The sequence below is a fragment of the Nitrospira sp. T9 genome (assembly GCF_052156535.1).
Taxonomy (GTDB): Bacteria; Nitrospirota; Nitrospiria; order Nitrospirales; family UBA8639; genus Nitrospira_E.
Window position 1 is genome coordinate 34,584 of record NZ_JBQKUP010000037.1, and the last position, 19,280, is coordinate 53,863.

The following is a 19,280-nucleotide window of genomic DNA, read 5'->3' on the forward strand; positions in this document are numbered from 1 at the left end:
ATTTTAGCTTTAGGGCATTCCATTCTTTCTCTCAACGGAAAATATCACTTGTTCGTGTAAGGCCCCTATGAACTATCTGTCTCGATTTATTCCCTTCCTCCGTCCGTATTTGATGCCCATGGTCGGTGCGGGGGTCCTGGTGATGGGTGTGGCGGCGTGCAACCTGTTACTCATCCGGTTGGGTGGCACGCTGTGGGATCTTATTACGGTCCAACGCGATTTGCCGAAATTGACAAGCATGGTGTGGGTCTTTGTCGGGTTGGTGATCGGACAGGGCCTCTTATCCATGGCGCATAGTTATTTGACCGCGCTGGCTTCCCAGCATGTGATGGCGGATTTTCGTACCCACGTTTTTTCTCACCTCCATCGTTTGTCACTGAATTTCTTTGCCAAACGGCGAACAGGAGAGTTGATTTCCAGATTGATGAACGATGTCGGGGTGATTCAAAATTTATTAACTGAGACCCCGATGGATGCCCTGAAGCATCTCGTGACCATCATCGGGGGGGTGGGATTTTTGTTGGTGATGAATTGGCGGTTGTGTGTCCTGATTCTCATCGTTTTGCCATTGCTGGCCATCGTCGCCAGGATGTTTGGAAGGCGTTTGAAATTTTTATCCATGCAAATTCAGGATCAAACGGCCCACGTTACCACGCTGATTGAAGAAGTGGTGTCAGGCATTCGTGTGGTCAAATCGTTTGTTCAGGGAAAACGAGAGGACGCGCGGTTTCGTTCAGCCGTAGAGACTTTATTAGCGACCACCATGAAACGGACAGCAGTGTTGGCCGTTTTTGTACCTGTCATCACCTTCTGTACCTTTGTCATGGCGATTGGCGTCTTATGGTATGGGGGCAAACAAGTCATCGAAGGCCAGCTTTCGCCCGGGGAATTATTTGCATTTGTTCTCTTTGCGGGGATTTTAATTGGCCCGTTTGGGTCAGCGGCGCGAATGTTCTCTCAGGTCAAGGAAGTGCAAGGAGCGATGACCAGGGTGTTTGAACTCTTGGATACGCCACTGGAAATCCATGATAGTCCGATGGCGAAGGCCTTATGGCCCATTCATGGGAAGGTGGAGTTCGATCGCGTGCAATTTGGCTATGAGGGCCGATCCCCCGTGTTGGATGCGGTATCATTTTCGATTCAGGCCGGGGAATGTGTGGCGTTAGTAGGACCAACAGGAGCCGGGAAAACAACTATTGTGAATTTACTGCATCGATTTTATGATCCAACTGCCGGTCGGGTCCTTATCGACGGGCATGATCTCAAATCGATTCAAGTGGAGAGTTTGTATCGACAGTTGGCGCTTGTGCCGCAGGAAACCCTGCTTTTTGGCGGAACGATTGCAGACAATATACGGTATGGTCGAGCCGATGCCCCTGAATCTGACATGATTGAGGCCAGTCGCCGAGCCAATGCCCATGAATTTATTCAGTTGCTCCCTGATGGCTATGAGACTATTCTCGGTGAAAAAGGGATCAATTTGTCTGGAGGGCAGCGGCAGCGCATCGCCATTGCCAGGGCGTTGCTGAAAGACCCGAGAATTTTGATCCTGGATGAGGCGACCTCCGCATTGGATAGCCAGTCCGAATCGCTGGTCCAGTCGGCGTTAACGGAACTGATGAAGGGACGCACCACCCTCATGATCGCGCATCGGTTTTCTTCTATTCAGCGGGCGCATCGTATTCTGGTCCTGCATAAAGGCACAATTGTGGAAGAAGGTCAGCACGAAGAACTGCTTGCCAAGCGTGGGCTCTATCATCATCTCTATACACTTAGAGAGGTCGAAGGAATAACGGAGACCTTGGAAGACTCAGCCCAACCGTTGTCTCAATAAAGAGGCGTATGAGCCAAGCGGAAAAATAAAGAAAAGCTGGCTTCTGCCCGCCATTGAAAAGGGAATAGGTCGTGTTTGCGAATCCGTTAATCCCGTTTCTGTGAAAAATGGGGTTAATGAATTTTTGAGAAGTCGGCTGGTATGTTAATCAGTTTTCCATCAGGAAAAAACACTGCGAGGGTTCCAGGCGCCATTGGATCGAAGTCGGCATAGGCGAAGCGTGCTGTAAACCTCGATCGAAAGCTGACAGTATCCCCTGGATTTTTTCGTCCGCGCTCAGCCGGCCCAATATCCACAGGGCGAATGGTGTTTGAGCCCTGCTGGAGAGCAATTTCTGCTCCTTCCGCAAAGAACTCATCCTCTCCGCAAAGGCGAACCTCAACTTCAAGGTAGGGCATTTCCAGAATCTCCTGGATTTTGGCTTCTGGCATACGAATTTCTTGTTTCTGTCGTTTGGATTCTGCCGCTTCGCGGCGTCCAAAGTATTCCAACCAATAGAGGCGCGTTCTTAAAATGGCATGTGCCCCACAGGGTTCCACTTCCGGGTCCGCACCGACCCGAACCGCACGTTCCGAGGCTTTCATCACTGCTGCCACATCCTCTACCGAATCGGCTTGTTCCATAGTTTTGCGACCAGCTGCCATGGCCTTATTGGCTTGATCTAATGTAATGGACAGCTCGATTGCGGAGGAGAGCGATGGGTGAGTCCCCACACCGATCAGGGTGAGGGCACAAAGAGTGAGAGGGAGACGAATGTACAAAGACAGCAATGAAACCATGCGCATTCTCCTTGGTACTTTCGAGGCATGACTCAGGATGAATGCCGGAATTGTAGAGGACACCTTAAGCCATTGCAATCCCTGGATGGTGCCAGGTTGGAGCAGGGGCTTATCCGGTTACCTGCACCGGTTGGAGTCGGCCTGGGATCGGAAAAGTGATTTCTAGTTGACTCCCTCATGCCGCTCCGGTAGATTAGCAAACTGTTTGATTTATTACATACATAGGTGGCCGTCCCCCTACGGTACCAGTTATTTGGGGTTCTCGCCTCAGGTAAGCAATCCCTTATCACACGGAACAAATGTCGAATGTCAATTTCCCTTGAAGGGGTGTGGATTGCGAAGGACACCATCATGGAGAAACAATGAATCTTGAGAAAGTTGAGCGTGTATACAGTGCGTACGCATCTGTTTATGACCACACCTTTGGTAAAGTATTTCAGCAATCGCGCGAATCGGCGGTCCGAGGGCTTCCTATTGAGCCCGGTCATCGGGTTCTTGAGGTTGGCGTAGGAACCGGAGAAGCGCTCCCTCTCTATCCCTCCTGTTGCGAAGTTCTTGGCATTGACCTCTCAGATGGCATGTTGGAACATGCCCGGCGTCGGGTTCAGGAACATCGCTTGAATCATGTGACCCTTAAGAGAATGGATGCCGGGAAAATGGATCTTCCGGATAATCACTATGATATTGTGATGGCGGCCTACGTCGTCACGGCAGTTCCTGATTATCGAAGTGTGGTGGACGAAATGATTCGGGTGTGTAAGCCCGGTGGCCGGATCATTATGCTGAATCACTTTAGCAATGGGAATAAAGTGATTGCGGCGGTAGAAAAATGGATTTCTCCTCTCTGTAAGCATATTGGATTCAGAACCGATCTCGCCTTACATACGGTCCTGGAAGGCACGTGTCTGATGGTGGTCAATAAAAAGAAAGTGAATCCGTTGCGGTTCTGGCATTTGGTGGAATGTGTGAATAAGAAGAATGGTCAACAGGCTTTATTCGCAAATGGTTTTGCATTGAATGGACATTCTTAGATCTCTCCACCCAATTTCGCCGTGTTGCATCCCTCCCTACCTCCTGACCTATTTCTCTATCTAAGCTATACGACGAAAGGGTGTGTCTTGTCCTTCGTTGATTGGCTCCTTGTTCTGACTCAACCCCAACACTTACCTCATGAAGGTTGCCATCTGCCTCCAGCATGTCTTGTTTGAAGGTCCTGGCGTCTTTCGTCAGGCTCTAGAAACTCGCGGGTATGCCGTCCGAAATGTGGTTGTCCCTTCAGAGGGGTTGCCTGCAGATCCAGGGGATTTTCTGCTCATCATGGGAGGGCCGATGTCCGTTAATGATCGTGATCCGTGGATTGAGGCCGAACGCCAGTTTGTAGAGATGGCTCTCGCACGTGATATTCCTGTCCTCGGCATTTGTTTCGGCGCGCAGTTGCTGGCCAAAGCGTTGGGTGGTACGGTGGCACCGGGTCCGAAATTTGAAATTGGCATGGGTTCCGTGTCCCTGACCGACATGGGACAGATCGATCCCATCCTGTGTGCCATGCCTCAGGACTTTCTCGTGTTTCAATGGCATGGAGAGGGGATCACCCTTCCTCCGGGAAGCACGCATCTGATGACTTCGGCTGATTTTCCCGTTCAGGCATTCCGGATGACGGATCGAACGTATGGCCTCCTGTTTCATCTGGAATTGGAGGAAGCGGGAATTGTGGCCTTGTGCCGTGAATGTCCGCAAGATGTTCAACGAGGTGGGATGACACCAGAGTCTATTCAAGCCCGGTCCCGACCTCATCTACCCAGGCTTCACCAATTGGCTGATCGCTTCATGGAACATTTGGTTCGGAGAGGGTGACGCCTGCCTCTGAATTCATGTTCCCATTTCCCGTTTCGAAATGATTTTTTCCGGGACGGTACCGTAACGGGTCCCATATTTGGTACCGTAACAGGTTCATATTCACCAGTTTCTGAAAAGGAGTACGAATTCATGGCAGGGTTTCCTATTCAGTATGCAGAAAGAATCCGCACGCTCCCCCCCTACTTATTCGCCGCCATCGATGACATGAAGCGCAAAGCCATCGAGCGTGGCATGGATATCATCAATTTAGGTATTGGTGATCCTGATTTGCCGACACCTGAACCGATCATTGAATCATTACGACGCGAGGCGGGGAATCCCAAGCACCATCAGTACCCTTCGTATGATGGCATGTTGTCATTTCGGACTGCGGTCGCCGATTGGTATCAACGTCGGTTTGGCGTGACCCTGGACCCCAAAACAGAAGTTGTGACATTGATCGGGTCAAAAGAAGGCATCGGTCATGTTCCGTTGGCCTTTATCGATCCTGGCGATATCGTGTTGGTTCCGAGCCCCGGATATCCGGTATACCCGGTCGCAACCAGTTTTGCCGGGGGAATTTCCTACACCATGCCGTTGACGAAAGAGAATGGGTTCTTGCCGGACCTGTCTGCCATTCCCAAGGATATTGCCCAAAAAGCCAAAATGATGTTTCTCAACTCCCCGAATAATCCTACGTCGGTGGTGGCGAGTAAGGAATTTTTTCAACAAGTGGCGGATTTTGCGCAAGAGCATCAGATTATTGTCTGCCATGACGCGGCCTACTCCGAAATTTATTATGACGGTAAACGGCCGGCGAGCTTTCTGGAGGCAGCAGGCGCAAAAGACGTAGGGGTGGAATTCCACTCGCTGTCAAAAACATACAATATGACCGGTTGGCGCATCGGGTTCGCCGTGGGGCGAAAGGAAGTCATCGCGGGTTTGGGGAAGGTCAAAACCAATATTGATTCCGGCGTGTTTCAAGCGATTCAGGAAGCAGGCATTACCGCATTGCAACTGGATGATTTGGTGACGGAAGGCTTGCGAACGATTTATCAAGAACGGCGGGATGTCCTGGTGCCCGGCTTGAAAAGCATGGGATTGGAGCTGGATTCGCCTCCGGCGGCGTTTTACGTCTGGATCGGTGTGCCGAAAGGATTTACCTCCGCGTCTTTCACGGCGCATCTTATTGAGAACGCCGGAATCGTGACCACGCCTGGCAATGGATTTGGCGATCCGGGAGAAGGTTATATCCGGATGACGGTCACGACCACAAAAGAAAAATTAGCAGAAGCGGTGGAACGAATGAAAAAAATCGGCTGGTAGCTATTTATTTTGGCGGATTTGCGAACAAACGAAATGGCTCAAGAAATCGTGTTTATCGCCTTTGGCTCCAATGCAGGAGATCGCCAGGAATTGTGCGACCGGGCGGTGGCCCTGATGAATCTGCTCCCTCTTTCCCGTGTCACCGGAGTGTCCTCGTATTACGAATCGGAACCGGTCGATCCTCAAGGAATTTTGGGAACCACCTGGTTTTACAATGGTGTGGTGAGGCTGGAAACCACACTCAGGGCTCAACGACTTCTGGATATTCTTCAAGAAACCGAACGAGCGTTGGGCCGTGATGAAGACAACCGTCGCGGTCCACGCACGATGGATTTTGACATTGTATTTTTTGGCCAACAGGTGATTGAGCAACCAGGACTCACCGTTCCCCATCCGCGCCTCCATCAGCGACGATTTGTGCTGGAACCGCTTGTGGAAGTAGATCCGGATTGGCCTCATCCGGTCTTTCATCGTTCGGCGAAAGAGTTGTTAGAGTCTCTGTCAGATACCAGTCAGGTTAACAAGTTGGATGTCATTCCCGGGGCGAAGTATGGCTCCCGACGGGCCTGCTCCGGGCCTTTCACTTGATTCATGCGCGTCATTCATTCTGTTCGAAATCTGCATAGCTGGAGAAGAAAGCAGGAGTCGCTAGACGGCCCAATCGGGTTTGTCCCCACGATGGGCGCCTTGCATGAGGGCCATCTCTCGTTAATACAGCGCGCTCGAAAACACTGTGGGACCGTCGTGGTCAGTGTGTTTGTGAATCCGCTCCAGTTTGGTAAGGCTGAAGATTTAGGCCGCTATCCCCGGAGTTTTCACGCCGACCGGCGTTTGTGCCGGGGGGCGGGTGTCGATCTCCTCTTTGCTCCTCCTCCAGAAGAATTTTATCCGGAAAATTTTCAAACAACTGTCACGGTGAATCGTCTCACGCGACGCTGGGAGGGTGAAGCCCGGCCGACCCATTTTCAGGGCGTGACGACGGTCGTGACGAAATTATTCTGTCTGGTTCGTCCCCACCGCGCCTATTTCGGACAAAAGGATTATCAGCAATCCCTGGTGGTGAACCAGCTCATACAGGATCTCGACTGGGATATGCGAATGGTCCTCTGTCCAACGGTGCGGGAATCCGACGGGTTAGCCGTCAGTTCCCGCAATCGGTATCTCTCAGCCAATCAACGATTGCAAGCCGGGCTCTTATCGAAGGCGTTACGCGAAGGGGGCGATGCCATTAAGGCCGGAGTCCGGAAGGTTCGAACGGTACAATCCCGGATGGAAAAGATTTTACGCAGCGACCCCGATGTGCATCCGGAGTATCTTGCAATTTGCAATTCCAGGAATCTGGAACCACTGACTCATGTGCGTGGAACGGTTGCCATCTTAGGAGCCGTCAGACTGGGGAACATTCGGTTGATTGATAATCTGCTGGTCCGCTGTCCCCCATCACACAGTTAACCTGAAATCAGGTCGTTCGGGAGCTCATTGGGATTGGGACCGGTGGGACCTGCCGGGAAATATTCACCTAAGACCTCCCCGCATAAAGTAATGGCCTGACACAACGACTCCACGGGGTTTCCTTTGTGAAAGCCATCCTGAATCAAGGCCAGCATATTCTTCCAGGTCTCCGGGGGAACCCGATCCAGGATAGCGCGGTCTGTCAGAATCTCAATCCGGTGTTCGAGTAACGATATGAGAATCAGCACGCCTGTTCTGAGTTCCGTTCGATGCAGACCATGTTCCAGAAATGCCTGATGGGCGCGGAGGCTCGCTTTATAGGCCATTCGTTCGTTTGAGGTGAGGACCCGAATCACCGGGTCGAATGTTCCTAACCAGAATCCGAGTCCATAGGCCGCAATGACTGCCAGTAGGAGCCAACCGGCATTGGTGGCATGCCACCCCCAGGACATCCATTCCCATTGAATCGTTAACAGGGCACTAAGCGTGAATAAGGCACAGCCTGCTCCGGCCCGATATTGCGTCTCACGGTATCGGGCTGAGCGTTCAACGATCATCGGCACGATTTCTCCACGGGTATGGCGTTCAGCCTCCCGGATGCTTTGTCGAATACGTTCCTGATCCTGGTCTGAAAACGTCATCGTGAATTACCAGCTTCCCGAGGCACCTCCGCCTCCAAAGCTGCCCCCGCCTCCACCAAATCCACCGCTTCCGCCGCCAAACCCTCCCGATCCTCCCATTGGCCAAGATTGTCCGGGCCATCCAACGTTGGAGCCATATCCCAATGGGTGTCGAGTCGATGGACCACCGACGCTATTGAACAAACCAACAAGAAGAGAGGTTGCAACACTGGCGAGCATACCCAGCCAGAGAGCCGCAGGAAAGGCAACTACAAACGAAAGGAGCATGCCAATCACGCTACCATTCACACGTCGTCGAGAACCTAAAAATAACCCGACCACAGTCCCCACTGCGACCGCCAAGCCAAAAATTTCCCAAAGTCCAACGTGTCCAGCATTATTGTCAGCGGAGGATGTCGTGTTCGTGTACGTCCCATCAATCGTTCCAAGAATGGCGTGAGTGCCGGCAATGATGCCTCCGGAGAAATCCCCAGCCCGAAAACGTGGAACCACCTCATGTCGTATGATTCGGGAACTTTTGGCATCGGTTAGTGTGCCTTCAAACCCATACCCGACCTCAATGCGAACCTTTTTTTCTTGCAGGGCAATCAGGAACAGGATGCCGTTATCTGTACCCTTTTGGCCAAGTGCCCAGGCTGTTGCTACCTGATGAGAAAACTCTTCCAGGGGATGACCTTCCAGGGACGCAATTGTGAGAACGGCCACCTGGTTCGAGGTTTTGGATTCATGGGCGGCCAGGGCCGCGTTCAGATCGGAAATGGCAGAAGGGGAGAGAAGATGGGCCTGGTCTACAACCCGACCGGTGAGGGGAGGAACATCCAGGCACCACCCGGACGATGCCAGGAAGAAGATACTCAGGAGTCCCAACCAGGCTAACCGGTAAAGGCTTTGCCCTGGTCTCCGCCTCATCATGTTCATGCCGTCCGGTGTACCGATGTCAGGTTAGAACTTCACTTCGGGAGGGGTCGACACGGCCTTTTCATCCGCGACGGTGAAGCTTGGTTTCACCTCAAGTCCCAGGAGATATTTGGCGGTCAGATTTGTCGGAAAAAATCGAACGCCCTTATTGAATTCCGCGACCTTGTCGATATAGCGCTTACGGGCCACCGTGATGCGATTTTCCGTGCCTTCCAGTTGGCTTTGGAGATCACGAAAATTTTCGTTGGCTTTCAGATCAGGATATTTTTCCACGACGACCATCAGGCGGGAAAGGGCGGATGAAAGCCCTTGCTGGGCTTCCTGAAATTTCTGAAATACACCCGGGTCTTTTAAGGCTTCCGGGGTCAGTGTCATCCCGGCGACTTGAGAGCGGGCTTGGGTCACTCCCTCTAACGTGTCTTTTTCGTGAGCCGCATAACCTTTGACTGTCGCCACAAGATTGGGAATTAAATCGGCCCGACGTTGGTATTGGTTTAAGACTTCGCTCCAGGCGGCATTCGTTTCTTCGTCCAACCCTTGGAGGTCGTTATACCCGCATCCGCTCAGGAACAAGGTCAAGACGAGCAATCCAAGCACAAGGCTCTTGAGAATTCTTTCCATCGTCCATTTCTCCTTTACCAGCAAGCTGGAGTTCAGCAAAATATATCGCCACCAAAGAGATAGACATCAAATTCTTGGAAACAAGGAAACGAACAATCCAGTTAAATAGGAGGGTTCTCGCTGGGATTGGATTTCTGTGATAAGTCCAGGCGTCACCGGCCAGATTGCAAAATATCATGTTGGTAATAACCGCAAGGTTAAAGGGATTCACCGGAACCCATTTGTGCGGCTAACAGATCATCAAGTTGGGCTGGGGAGTAAGTTGGGGGTTTGACCCATTTGCCGTCTTCCCGTTTGTGTCCGCCAACTTTACTCATGTTCGACCGATGGACTTCCTGGAAGACCGGTTCCATGTCAATGCCAAGGGATACGGCGGTGCCATAGACGACATACAATAAATCAGCAAGTTCCTTCGCAATAGACGGTAAGTCTTTTTCCCGCATGGCTTCCTGCAGTTCATCGAATTCTTCCTGGATGAGACGTTTTCGAAGGATTTGGGTCGGTTCATCCGGGATAGATGGAGTAGGAGACACGTGGATCTCGAATTGCTTGTGGAATTCCTGGACCATGCGTTGCGCGTCGTTCAATGTTCTTGACCTCCTCTAGCTCTTACTTATAAAAACGCAAAAATTAAAAATAATCTATTACATGGCGACGATCAGATAAATGTCGTTCACGTTCGTGCCGGTTGGGCCGGTCATGATGTGGCCGCGGATCTGTTGGAAGAAGGTATAGCTGTCATGTTCATGTAACGCGTGCTCAATTGAGAGCCCTTTCTTCTTGGCCCGCTGAACCGTCTTCCCATCGACGACCGCACCGGCCGCATTGGTTGGTCCATCGGTCCCATCAGTGCCAAACCCTGCCACAAATACATTTGTGAGTCCAGCCAATTCCCGGGCTGCTGCTAGGACGCATTCCTGTGCCCGCCCACCTCTGCCTTTTCCCTTCACAGTGACCGTCGGTTCTCCTCCGGCGATAAGACAGGCTGGTGGATGAACCGGGTTGCCGAATTCGACGAGATCCCTGGCTAAACCTCCCAGGATGCTGCCGATTTCCTTTGCCTCCCCTTGCAAGGGGTAGGGGAGAATGAAGGGTTTGAGTCTTAACCGCTTGGCAGTTTTGGCCACGCCTTCGAGGGCCTGGCGGTTGTTGCCAAGAACAATATGCCGATTTCGTAACGACTGCCTTCTGGTTGGTTTCTTGGGTGCCCGAAGGGACTTGGTGAGACCTTGTTGTAAGTGGCGTTGTAAGGCTTCAGGCACTTTGCGCCAAATCGAATATTGTTGAAGAATGTCTATGGCATCCTGGAACGTGGAGGGATCTGTGACTGTCGGGCCGGATCCAATGGTGGAGAGGTCATCTCCTAGAACATCAGACATGATTAAGGTCAGGATCGTCGCCGGGGTGGATTGAGCTAATTGTCCGCCTTTGATGGCGGACATATGTTTTCGGACCATATTTATCTCATGAATGGTGGCTCCGGATCGCAGGAGTAACTGGGTGGTCCGTCGTTTGGCAGCTAAGGGGAGGCCGATTGATGGCGCGCAGAGCAGGCTTGAAGCTCCACCTGAGAGTAGAACAATCAACAAGTCATGTTGCGAAAGCGATTGAGTCAGGGCTAGGAGTTGTTTCGTGGCTTTTATCCCTCGTCCGTCCGGCGTCGGATGTGCGGCTTCAAACATGCGAATCTTGTCGCATGGGGCATCATGTCCGTCCGGTACAATGACCATTCCGCCTTCAAGCCGATCTCCGAGCATCTGTTCCATGGCTTTCGCCATGCGTGCAGAGGCTTTTCCAGCTCCGACGCAGACGATGCGACCAAAGTGAGTCAGATCGTAGCGGAGATCATGAACCTGAAGTCGGTTCTTGGTGAGACGGAGGGTATTTGCGATGGCGAGAGCAGGATCGCACGCCTCCAAGCCCGCGTCAATAAGGGATTTCAAAATTCGTTTTGTGTCCGGATTGGCCAGTTGGACGATGACCCGTGTTTTTTTAAGGTGTGATAATGACATGGAGGTGGTTGATCAAGAACTTATTGTGAAGAGCGTGATGGCTTTTCTGAAAACATTGTCTGCAATGTAGCATATTATCAATAGAAATGAGTTTGAGAAATGCAAGGCGAACTTCTCCACCCTTAGTCAAAACAAGGAGTTTTTCCAAAGAGGTGAGAGGTCGTTGGTTCGTTCACCGGGTGTATGAAGGAATTGCCCGGAACACAAATTAATGAGAGGAAGGGGAGATAGAGGATATCCGCCCTGAGGGGTCGGAAGGAATTTGTCCGGTTGCGAGGGGAGACTGACGCCAGAGTCGTTGGTGAACCATGTTGCTCAGTTCGATCAGCGAATAGGGCTTGGTAATCACCCCGACGAATCCGTGGGAGGCATAATTGGCCATGATGGGATCATTGGAATATCCGCTGGAGACGAGTGCCTTGACCTGAGGATCAAGTTGTTGCAACCGTGTCAAGGTTCCCATACCGCCAAGCTTTCCCGGCACCGTTAAGTCTAAGATCACTAAGAGAAAAGGCCTATGAGCCTCCATGGCTTGTTGATAGAGGGCCACCGCTTCCTCTCCATCCTTTGCTATCATCACTTCATATCCACAATGCGATAACATTTCCCGTGCCATGACTCGAATAGATTCCTCATCATCCATGACTAAAATTTTTCCTTGTCCCCGACAAATGCCCAGGTTCAAGGATTTGGGCGATGAGGTGGCCTTGGGAGATGCAGGAAAGTAAAGTGTGAAGGTGGTGCCTCCGCCGACCTGGGAGTCCACGGCCACATGACCGGCATGTTTTTTTATTATGGCATAGGTGGAAGCCAAGCCCAATCCATGTCCCGCAGACTTTGTCGTAAAGTATGGCTCAAAGATTTTTGGCAAATGATCTTCGGCGATCCCGATCCCTTCGTCGGTGATGGTGACTTTCACATACGGGCCGGCAGAAAGAGGCAGGGAACTTCTGACGTCCGGATCGAACAATTGGATGTTTTCGGCACGAATGATGATGGATCCTCCATGGGGCATTGCATGGATGGCATTCATGAGGAGATTTTGCATCACCTGATTGATTTGCCCCGGGTCGGCTTCAACGATCCATAAGTTTGGATCAGTCCATGTTTGGCAAATAAGCGATGACCCGGAAAGAGCCAGTTCGGAGGATTCCTTGATTAACTCGGATAAGGCCACCGGTTGCTTAATAGGATCGCCGCCCTTCGAGAAGGTGAGCAATTGGTGCGTGAGGTGTTTGGCGTGGAGAGCCGCACGTTCAGCTCGTTCTAAGTAGGACTGGTGTTCCTTGGAATAAGGCAGGATTTGTTTGGTCAGGGTAATATTCCCCAGGATCGTCGTCAGGAAATTGTTGAAATCATGGGCGATGCCCCCGGCGAGATTCCCCACCGATTCCAATTTTTGGGAACGAAGCAATTGGGCTTCCAGACGCTGTTTTTCCTCTTCAATTTTTTTGCGTTCTGTCACATCCCTGGTGACTCCCGTTATGCCTATCGGGAGATTGTGTTTATTGAGCAGGAGGCTTCCTCGCACTTCCGCCCAGACTGAGGACCCATTGTGATGTTGATGTTCCAAGACTAACAAGAACGACTGATTTGGTTCATGAGTGCGAGATTGGTGATGAGCGCGTTCTTGTTGAATGGCCTCCCTCAGAGTGACCATGGAAGTAGGGGTCAGAATGGTCTCTGGCGAAAGTGTGTCAAGTGCATAACCCGAATATCCCAACAACCGTTCCAGAGAGGGGCTGATGTAGGAAAACCTCGATCCCTCCAGGTTCATGACCCATATGACATCGGATATTCTTTCGACTACCATTCGATACCTGGCTTCGGATTTTTGCAAATCGGCAGTCCGGATCCCCACAAGGGATTCAAGATGGTCTTTGTGATGAAGGAGTTCCTTTTCGATGTCTATGCGGGTTTGGATTTCCTGACTTAATGAACGATTGAGCGCTTCGGCCTGAGAGTGGGCCTGTTCCAATTGGTGTATTAATTGAAAATTCTCTTTTTCCAAGGTGAGAGTATTTTTTATCATGAAAAAATTTCGGTAGGCAGTGACCGTTATCACAGCGAGAAAGGTGAAACCCATGACCCCTACGGCTTGATGGGGAGGGTCACCCTGCGCGAAAAATTGGTATGTGAGAGGCAAGGTCGTGGGAAGACTATAGGCCAAAAAAGCAGGGAAATAGGCTGCATGGACGGCGGTCGAGCCCGCTGCCATTCCTCCCAGCACCAGGGCTAAAAACATTTGGTGGCTTGGTGAAGAAGGGGGGTAGAGTGCAATGCCGGCCATGCCCCAGATCAGTCCGGAGGCACCATTGCCGGCAACAAACCAGGCCAACCATGTACTTGGGTGTAACAGGGGTTTCGATGCGCGGCGATAGGCCAGGACCAAACCTGACCAGAGAACGTTAATCCCCACAATGCCGATGATCCATCCAGACACGATCTTGGTCGGAATGACATCCATGAGAATAAATGCGACCAGCCCACAATTAATGATGGAGGCCAGAATGGCCATCGGGACTAGGGAAAACAGTTGATGAACCTGTTGGCGACGAAGTTCGATGAAGGAGTGAGAAGAGGAAGGGGTTCCTGAGGATCTCATGGGGGTCGGATCCGGCCGAGTGAGCATCAATGCTATTCCAATATGTAAGGAGTTCAGGCATAAACAGCACCTCGGCATGTACCGTTCATACCGTCAACCTGATGAAGAAGGGATACTTGGGACGGAACCACCCCTCTTTCTGCATATAGCCTGCCTTTCATCAAGGCCTATGTCAAGACGATTGAGATGTCGGGATAAAAAAAGGAACATAGAAAAAGCGGATAGGGAGGAAGTCCCAATTGTTGCAGAGTGCCTTGATCGGGATTTTTCGGGTGGGGGCTAATTCATGTCTGTCTATGATACGATCACCATAGTATGACATCGTTCACGCTTCTTCAGAAGGCCATTACGGACTGTACGACCTGTCAACGATTGACGACATATCGTCAAGCCATTGCTAAGGAAAAGGTCAAACGGTTTCGGGATTGGGAATATTGGGGACGGCCAATTTCCGGATTCGGCGATCCCAAGGCTCAGGTCTTCGTGGTGGGTTTGGCCCCTGCGGCCCATGGAGGAAACCGCACGGGTCGGGTATTTACCGGTGATCGAAGCGGAGACTGGTTGTATGAAGCGCTGCACGCCTTCGGGTTTGCCAACCAGCCGGATTCCACCCATCGGGAGGATGGGCTCACGCTGAACGATTGTTATGTTGCGGCGGTGGTACGCTGTGCCCCCCCGTCCAATAAACCCACAAAGGCCGAATTCGCCGCCTGCCGTCCCTATTTGCAGGAAGAATTACGATTATTGCGGCGGGTCAAAGTTGTTGTGGCGCTCGGGAAGATCGCCTTTGATGAATACTTGCGGACCTGCCAGAGCCTGGGTTGGCACGTGCCTTCACCCCGACCGAAATTCAGCCATGGGGCTCAATATGCCTTAGCCTGGGGTGTGACCTTGGTCGGGTCTTACCATCCCAGTCAGCAAAATACCTTTACGGGTACACTCACCCGTCCGATGTTTCACGGGATATTTAGCATCGTCCGCAAGCTGCTTACACCATCCTGACCTTTGCGGGCTCCTCTGACATGATGGTCCGATTAGGCCTTGTTGGAGGGTCTGGCCTCCCAATCTGAGAGAAATTTTTGTAAACCATTGTCTGTCAACGGATGTTTGACGAGCTGTTGAAATACGCCAAAGGGCATCGTGCAAATATGTCCGCCGGTGAGAGCGGCTTCGACGACATGTTGGGGGTGGCGAACGCTGGCGACGAGAACCTGTGTGGTGAAATTATAGTTTTCGTAGATCGTCAGAATTTGTCGAATGAGCTCCATGCCATTGGAACTGATGTCGTCCAGTCGACCTATGAATGGTGAGACGCACCATGCCCCTGCTTTCGCGGCCAATAAGGCTTGCGTTGGAGAGAAACATAATGTGACGTTGACCCGGATTCCTTCGCTGGACAATTGCTTTGTGGCCTTGAGCCCTTCCGGAATAAGTGGACATTTCACCACAATATTTTTGTGAATCTTCGCTAATTCTTTTCCTTCCTTGACCATGGCCGCAGATTCAACACTGACTACTTCGGCGCTGATGGGTCCATCCACAATTCCGCAAATTTCCAGGAGGAGATCTTTGAAATCACGCCCTTCTTTTGAGACAAGCGAAGGGTTGGTGGTGATGCCGTCTACCAGACCATAACTGGCCGCTTCACGGATCTCTTTGACACTTCCGGTATCGAGATAGAGCTTCATATCGAATCCCCTTTTTAGGTTTTAAGCTGGTGTTGCCTGAGTGGTCTCGTGTCTTATTGTAATCCACGCCCCTGTCTTGTACAAATTTTCTTATCCATTGTCGGGAAGGAAAATTTATATGAAAAGCCTATCTGACGTATCGTCCCCTGGGAGGGCGTGCCAGCACTCTTGGAGGACGGGTCCCTCATGCGGTCCTATCATTCGGAGATGAAGAAGACGGAGGCCTCCTTTATTTTGATGGATCACGTTGTTTGACTGGTAGAGGATCGAAGGCTAGAATTTTCACAGAGTAGAGAACGTGTCCGCGTTTCAGTCATTGTTGGGGAAGGAGACGGGTGTGGTCTACAAATATTTGCTGATAGGACTGTTGGGATTGCTCTGTGCCGGTTGTGGAGGGAATCCGTATTTGGATGCCTCCCTTGATCCCGCCGAATTTGAAGGAAAAGACAAGGCCTGGTTCGAAGAAAACTGGGGAAAGCCGAGCGGGAAATCCGCTCGATTCTTTGGAGGAGAAACCTGGGTGTATTCACGTATTTCCGGGGGTGAGTCCCGATTCCCCTACTTTAATTTTTCCCCGAATCAATGTCGCATTAATTTAGATTTTGACAAAGAAGGCAAGCTGGAAGATTATGATTATACGGATTGCTAAGGACTCTCGTGCCCGTTCAATCTGCCCGGGTTGAGGGGATCGCCCTGGTGACTATGCCATTTCAAACAGGTTTTCTTTCTTTAGGTTTTCTGCCCGTCCTTTGGATGTAGGAGTCTGCATTGTCCCGGACCATTATCATAACACCAACAATCGACGAGTTGTTTATAGCTGCCGCCAAGGAAGTGGTGCAGGTGGTGCTGGACTGTCGGAAAGCCGGACGCGATTGTCGTGTGGCTTTGGCGGGTGGGTCCACACCTCGAGGATTGTACCGGCTTTTGACGGGTGCCCCCTACCGAACTCAGATTGCTTGGGACCACCTTCGCGTTTTTTGGGGAGATGAGCGCACAGTCCCTCCGGATCATCAAGACAGTAATTTCCGCATGGCCAAAGAGGCGTTATTATCTCATGTGCCAATCCCCTCCAAACATGTATTTCGAATTGAAGGAGAAGTACCCGCCGATGAAGCCGCGGCACGGTATGAAACCGTCCTGCAGGAACAATTCAATCTGTCATCAGGAGAGATTCCACAGTTCGATCTGATCTTATTGGGCATGGGTCCGGATGGGCATACCGCGTCGTTGTTTCCTGGAACCTCGGCTGTGGCAGAGTCCGAAAAACTGGTGTCGGCGCCGTGGGTCGAGAAATTACAGACACACCGGGTGACGTTGACCCCACCGGTCCTTAATGCGGCGAAACACGTAGTTTTTTTGGTCAGTGGAGGGGATAAAGCGACGGCGTTACAGGTCGTGTTGGAAGGGCCGGCAGATCCTGCTCGCTTTCCCGCCCAAGTTGTGAATCCTCCGACAGGTCACATGGTATGGTTGGTCAATCAGGATGCGGCCGGTCTCTTGAAGAGAGAATCGATGACGTCACCTGTGTGAAGAAGGAGAGGTCCCATGAAAATGGTTAAGGCGCCCGAGGCATTTATTCACGCCCTCCATAAAAAACCCATGACATGTCCCACGTCGGATTGTTCCGGTTCGGTGGCTGTGGAAGAGCGTTCCCGGTCCACCGATCGGGTGAAATCGTTTAGATTGCACTGTGAGCAATGTGATTGGCACGACACGATAACGGGTGATGAACAAGTCGATCCGCCGTGGGACGAGGGGTCCCTGATGGAAATTACCGAGGAGCATCTTCTGCATTTAGAACCGGTTTGCCCGTATGATCAGGCACCGGTGGATTTTCATTCCCTGCCGAATCCACGTCGTCGGGCTCGCTATCGCATCACGTGTTTTTTCTGTGGGCGGCAGGAGGAATTGGATTGGCCACCTGAGGAAGCAAAGCGATAGTCCTTGTAAGTGTGCCGGGGCCCGAGATTTCCCTTCATTGCCCACTTGCGTTATTCCCCATGCCCTGTTATTCCGGTCGGACTCATCTGTTGTCGAACTCATGAAAAAAATTAAAAAAAAGAAGTCGGCTTCTCAAGTCGTGCCCGCTTTTCTTGTTGGGTGGACTCATGGAAATGCACCTCCCCCAGGCTATATCGCTGCCTGGTTCGATGAAGCGTATGGCGGGCCACTGCGCATACGTTTCCTCACCTCGAACGGACACCATCATTTTGAGGCGGCGCACACCAATTGGACTGCCGAAGTTAATATGGAGCCTTCAACGGCAATCGTGGAACAGTGGCAGGGTCGCTTACAGTGGGAACAGACTCAATTGGCGATCCTATTTCCTTCAACCAATTCCGTGACCGATCGTCGGGATACCCTGCTGCATGTGGCGAGAATGGCGAGGGGAGTAACCCTGCTCACGGACGGAACGACCTATGACGTGGCGACCGGCACGTATCTCAATCCTTCGGATTGGCGTGATCGGGGTTTGGAGGTCTTTCGAATCATCGATCACATTCAGGTGGAACATCGTGAAGAGGTTCAACGGGCGCGCATGTGGTTCCATACCAGGGGCCTCACGAAATTTGGCCTGGATGAAATCGAGACCTTTCAACCCATGGGCCTATCAAGTCGAGAGGTGAAAGACACCGTCCTCAGGGTTGCCGACTATCTGATCGAACAGGGAAAGAACTCAAAGGTAGGGGAACGAATCGTTCTTGATGGACGTGGTCCCCAGGTAGTGGTGGTACGCCATCGGACCGATCCCGTGTATGGGACTCCTCTGGCATTCCGAGAGTTTATCTTGGAGTAACGGGAACCCAAGCCACAGGAAGCTGCACCCGAATGCAGTTACCGTGGTGGAGAAACCACGGTAATGCGAGTCCGTGCGCCTCGTCCAATCGCTTGATCGCATGGGCTGAGTTGTGTATCAATGGCAATATTGGGAATGGAGCCCGGCTTGCTCATCAGTTGCCGGGTGAGTGCCTCGCCCGATCCCACAGGGCGTGGCAGGCGATAGAGATAGATCGTGTCGATATCTTCTGCTTGAAACCAGGTTGCGCCTAAGCTTCCCTGGTAGAATTCCAGAATTTGTTCAGGCGTATCCGGGCTGAGGAGCACGGCTGAAGGAATGGTCTGGTAGGTGTGTCCATGAATTTGGGCATTCCCGCTGGGCATGGCACTGGCCAGGACGGCATTCGGATATGGAGGGACCAAGAAAAATTGTGCCGGAGGCGTCCAGCTATTGAGAAATGATTCCTGCATGGCGGTGAGGCGGCATTGCGGGTTCTTGCTCACGGCGGAAAAATCGGCCAGGGGAGCATAGGGGCCTGCATGGGCGAGTGCCGGGAATACGAACAGAGATACGAAACTCAGCAAATAAGACCTCTTCATGCCTTGACTCCTTGCAGCGTTTGGGATTGAAAAACCGGCATGTTCAGCATACAAGAGGAGAATCATGACGTAAGCATGCTGTGCAGTCAACTAGGTGGGGCACAGAAATTCGGCGGCTAGAGTCATGGGACAGAATGGAATTTCATGAACCGGTCAGGAACGCAATTCGGCCTTACCGATAACGGATTGC

At 51.7% G+C, this 19,280-nt stretch carries 20 protein-coding genes; 11 read left to right on the top strand and 9 right to left on the bottom strand.

The window, feature by feature from the left end; translation table 11 throughout:
* Positions 1–67: 67 nt before the first annotated feature.
* Entirely contained in the window at positions 68–1,834 is a 1,767-nt protein-coding gene (locus ACTRXD_RS13025) for an ABC transporter ATP-binding protein (protein WP_442432225.1), read from the top strand.
* A gap of 113 nt (positions 1,835–1,947) precedes the next feature.
* On the opposite strand, the gene ACTRXD_RS13030 is transcribed toward ACTRXD_RS13025, so the two are convergent.
* On the bottom strand, positions 1,948–2,613 hold the full coding sequence (locus ACTRXD_RS13030; RefSeq protein WP_312741717.1) for a hypothetical protein: 666 nt from the start codon (positions 2,611–2,613) through the stop codon (positions 1,948–1,950).
* 362 nt (positions 2,614–2,975) lie between these two features.
* Between ACTRXD_RS13030 and ACTRXD_RS13035 the strand changes: the two genes are divergently transcribed.
* The 5 genes from ACTRXD_RS13035 to panC all read left to right on the top strand — a co-directional run bounded on the left by ACTRXD_RS13035 (position 2,976) and on the right by panC (position 7,227).
* Positions 2,976–3,644 (top strand): class I SAM-dependent methyltransferase, encoded by a 669-nt coding sequence (locus ACTRXD_RS13035; protein WP_312741714.1) that lies wholly within the window; start codon positions 2,976–2,978, stop codon positions 3,642–3,644.
* 139 nt (positions 3,645–3,783) lie between these two features.
* Positions 3,784–4,467 carry a type 1 glutamine amidotransferase gene (locus ACTRXD_RS13040; protein WP_442432226.1) on the top strand — a complete coding sequence of 228 codons (684 nt, stop codon included), beginning with the start codon at positions 3,784–3,786 and terminating at the stop codon, positions 4,465–4,467.
* A gap of 132 nt (positions 4,468–4,599) precedes the next feature.
* A complete protein-coding gene (locus tag ACTRXD_RS13045; RefSeq protein WP_442432227.1) occupies positions 4,600–5,775 on the top strand; it encodes an LL-diaminopimelate aminotransferase in 1,176 nt (391 codons plus the stop codon).
* 33 nt (positions 5,776–5,808) lie between these two features.
* Entirely contained in the window at positions 5,809–6,363 is a 555-nt protein-coding gene (folK, locus tag ACTRXD_RS13050) for a 2-amino-4-hydroxy-6-hydroxymethyldihydropteridine diphosphokinase (RefSeq protein ID WP_442432228.1), read from the top strand.
* A 3-nt stretch (positions 6,364–6,366) separates the two neighbouring features.
* Positions 6,367–7,227, top strand: coding sequence for a pantoate--beta-alanine ligase (panC, locus tag ACTRXD_RS13055; protein WP_442432229.1), 861 nt, complete (start codon positions 6,367–6,369; stop codon positions 7,225–7,227).
* Here panC and ACTRXD_RS13060 read toward each other — a convergent pair.
* From ACTRXD_RS13060 to ACTRXD_RS13085, 6 genes are all read right to left on the bottom strand, one after another.
* Positions 7,224–7,868 (bottom strand): TPM domain-containing protein, encoded by a 645-nt coding sequence (locus tag ACTRXD_RS13060; protein WP_442432230.1) that lies wholly within the window; start codon positions 7,866–7,868, stop codon positions 7,224–7,226. The two genes, panC and ACTRXD_RS13060, sit on opposite strands and share 4 nt — an antisense overlap.
* 6 nt (positions 7,869–7,874) lie before the next feature.
* Complete coding sequence (locus ACTRXD_RS13065; RefSeq protein ID WP_442432231.1) at positions 7,875–8,780, bottom strand: TPM domain-containing protein; 906 nt, start codon at positions 8,778–8,780, stop codon at positions 7,875–7,877.
* Between the two features lie 30 nt (positions 8,781–8,810).
* Positions 8,811–9,407 carry a LemA family protein gene (locus tag ACTRXD_RS13070; RefSeq protein ID WP_442432232.1) on the bottom strand — a complete coding sequence of 199 codons (597 nt, stop codon included), beginning with the start codon at positions 9,405–9,407 and terminating at the stop codon, positions 8,811–8,813.
* 197 nt (positions 9,408–9,604) lie between these two features.
* On the bottom strand, positions 9,605–9,994 hold the full coding sequence (locus tag ACTRXD_RS13075; protein WP_442432233.1) for a MazG nucleotide pyrophosphohydrolase domain-containing protein: 390 nt from the start codon (positions 9,992–9,994) through the stop codon (positions 9,605–9,607).
* A 57-nt stretch (positions 9,995–10,051) separates the two neighbouring features.
* Entirely contained in the window at positions 10,052–11,419 is a 1,368-nt protein-coding gene (locus ACTRXD_RS13080; RefSeq protein ID WP_442432234.1) for a glycerate kinase type-2 family protein, read from the bottom strand.
* A 208-nt stretch (positions 11,420–11,627) separates the two neighbouring features.
* Positions 11,628–14,024: a hybrid sensor histidine kinase/response regulator gene (locus ACTRXD_RS13085; protein WP_442432235.1), complete on the bottom strand. Its 2,397-nt coding sequence runs from the start codon at positions 14,022–14,024 to the stop codon at positions 11,628–11,630.
* A 315-nt stretch (positions 14,025–14,339) separates the two neighbouring features.
* Here ACTRXD_RS13085 and ACTRXD_RS13090 point away from each other — a divergent pair, with 315 nt between their 5' ends.
* Positions 14,340–15,026, top strand: a complete 687-nt coding sequence (locus ACTRXD_RS13090) for a uracil-DNA glycosylase (RefSeq protein WP_442432236.1) — start codon at positions 14,340–14,342, stop codon at positions 15,024–15,026.
* Positions 15,027–15,058: 32 nt separating this feature from the next.
* Here the strand turns inward: ACTRXD_RS13090 and fsa are convergent, their stop codons facing one another.
* Positions 15,059–15,712 (bottom strand): fructose-6-phosphate aldolase, encoded by a 654-nt coding sequence (gene fsa, locus ACTRXD_RS13095; protein ID WP_442432237.1) that lies wholly within the window; start codon positions 15,710–15,712, stop codon positions 15,059–15,061.
* Positions 15,713–16,049: 337 nt separating this feature from the next.
* Here fsa and ACTRXD_RS13100 point away from each other — a divergent pair, with 337 nt between their 5' ends.
* The 4 genes from ACTRXD_RS13100 (at position 16,050) to ACTRXD_RS13115 (ending at position 18,509) form a co-directional block, all read left to right on the top strand.
* Positions 16,050–16,361 carry a hypothetical protein gene (locus tag ACTRXD_RS13100; protein WP_442432238.1) on the top strand — a complete coding sequence of 104 codons (312 nt, stop codon included), beginning with the start codon at positions 16,050–16,052 and terminating at the stop codon, positions 16,359–16,361.
* Positions 16,362–16,480: 119 nt separating this feature from the next.
* Entirely contained in the window at positions 16,481–17,242 is a 762-nt protein-coding gene (gene pgl / locus ACTRXD_RS13105; RefSeq protein ID WP_442432239.1) for a 6-phosphogluconolactonase, read from the top strand.
* A gap of 15 nt (positions 17,243–17,257) precedes the next feature.
* Positions 17,258–17,653, top strand: a complete 396-nt coding sequence (locus tag ACTRXD_RS13110; RefSeq protein WP_442432240.1) for a hypothetical protein — start codon at positions 17,258–17,260, stop codon at positions 17,651–17,653.
* 100 nt (positions 17,654–17,753) lie between these two features.
* Positions 17,754–18,509 carry a DUF4026 domain-containing protein gene (locus tag ACTRXD_RS13115; RefSeq protein WP_442432241.1) on the top strand — a complete coding sequence of 252 codons (756 nt, stop codon included), beginning with the start codon at positions 17,754–17,756 and terminating at the stop codon, positions 18,507–18,509.
* Positions 18,510–18,547: 38 nt separating this feature from the next.
* On the opposite strand, the gene ACTRXD_RS13120 is transcribed toward ACTRXD_RS13115, so the two are convergent.
* A complete protein-coding gene (locus ACTRXD_RS13120) occupies positions 18,548–19,090 on the bottom strand; it encodes a hypothetical protein (protein WP_442432242.1) in 543 nt (180 codons plus the stop codon).
* Positions 19,091–19,280 lie beyond the last annotated feature (190 nt).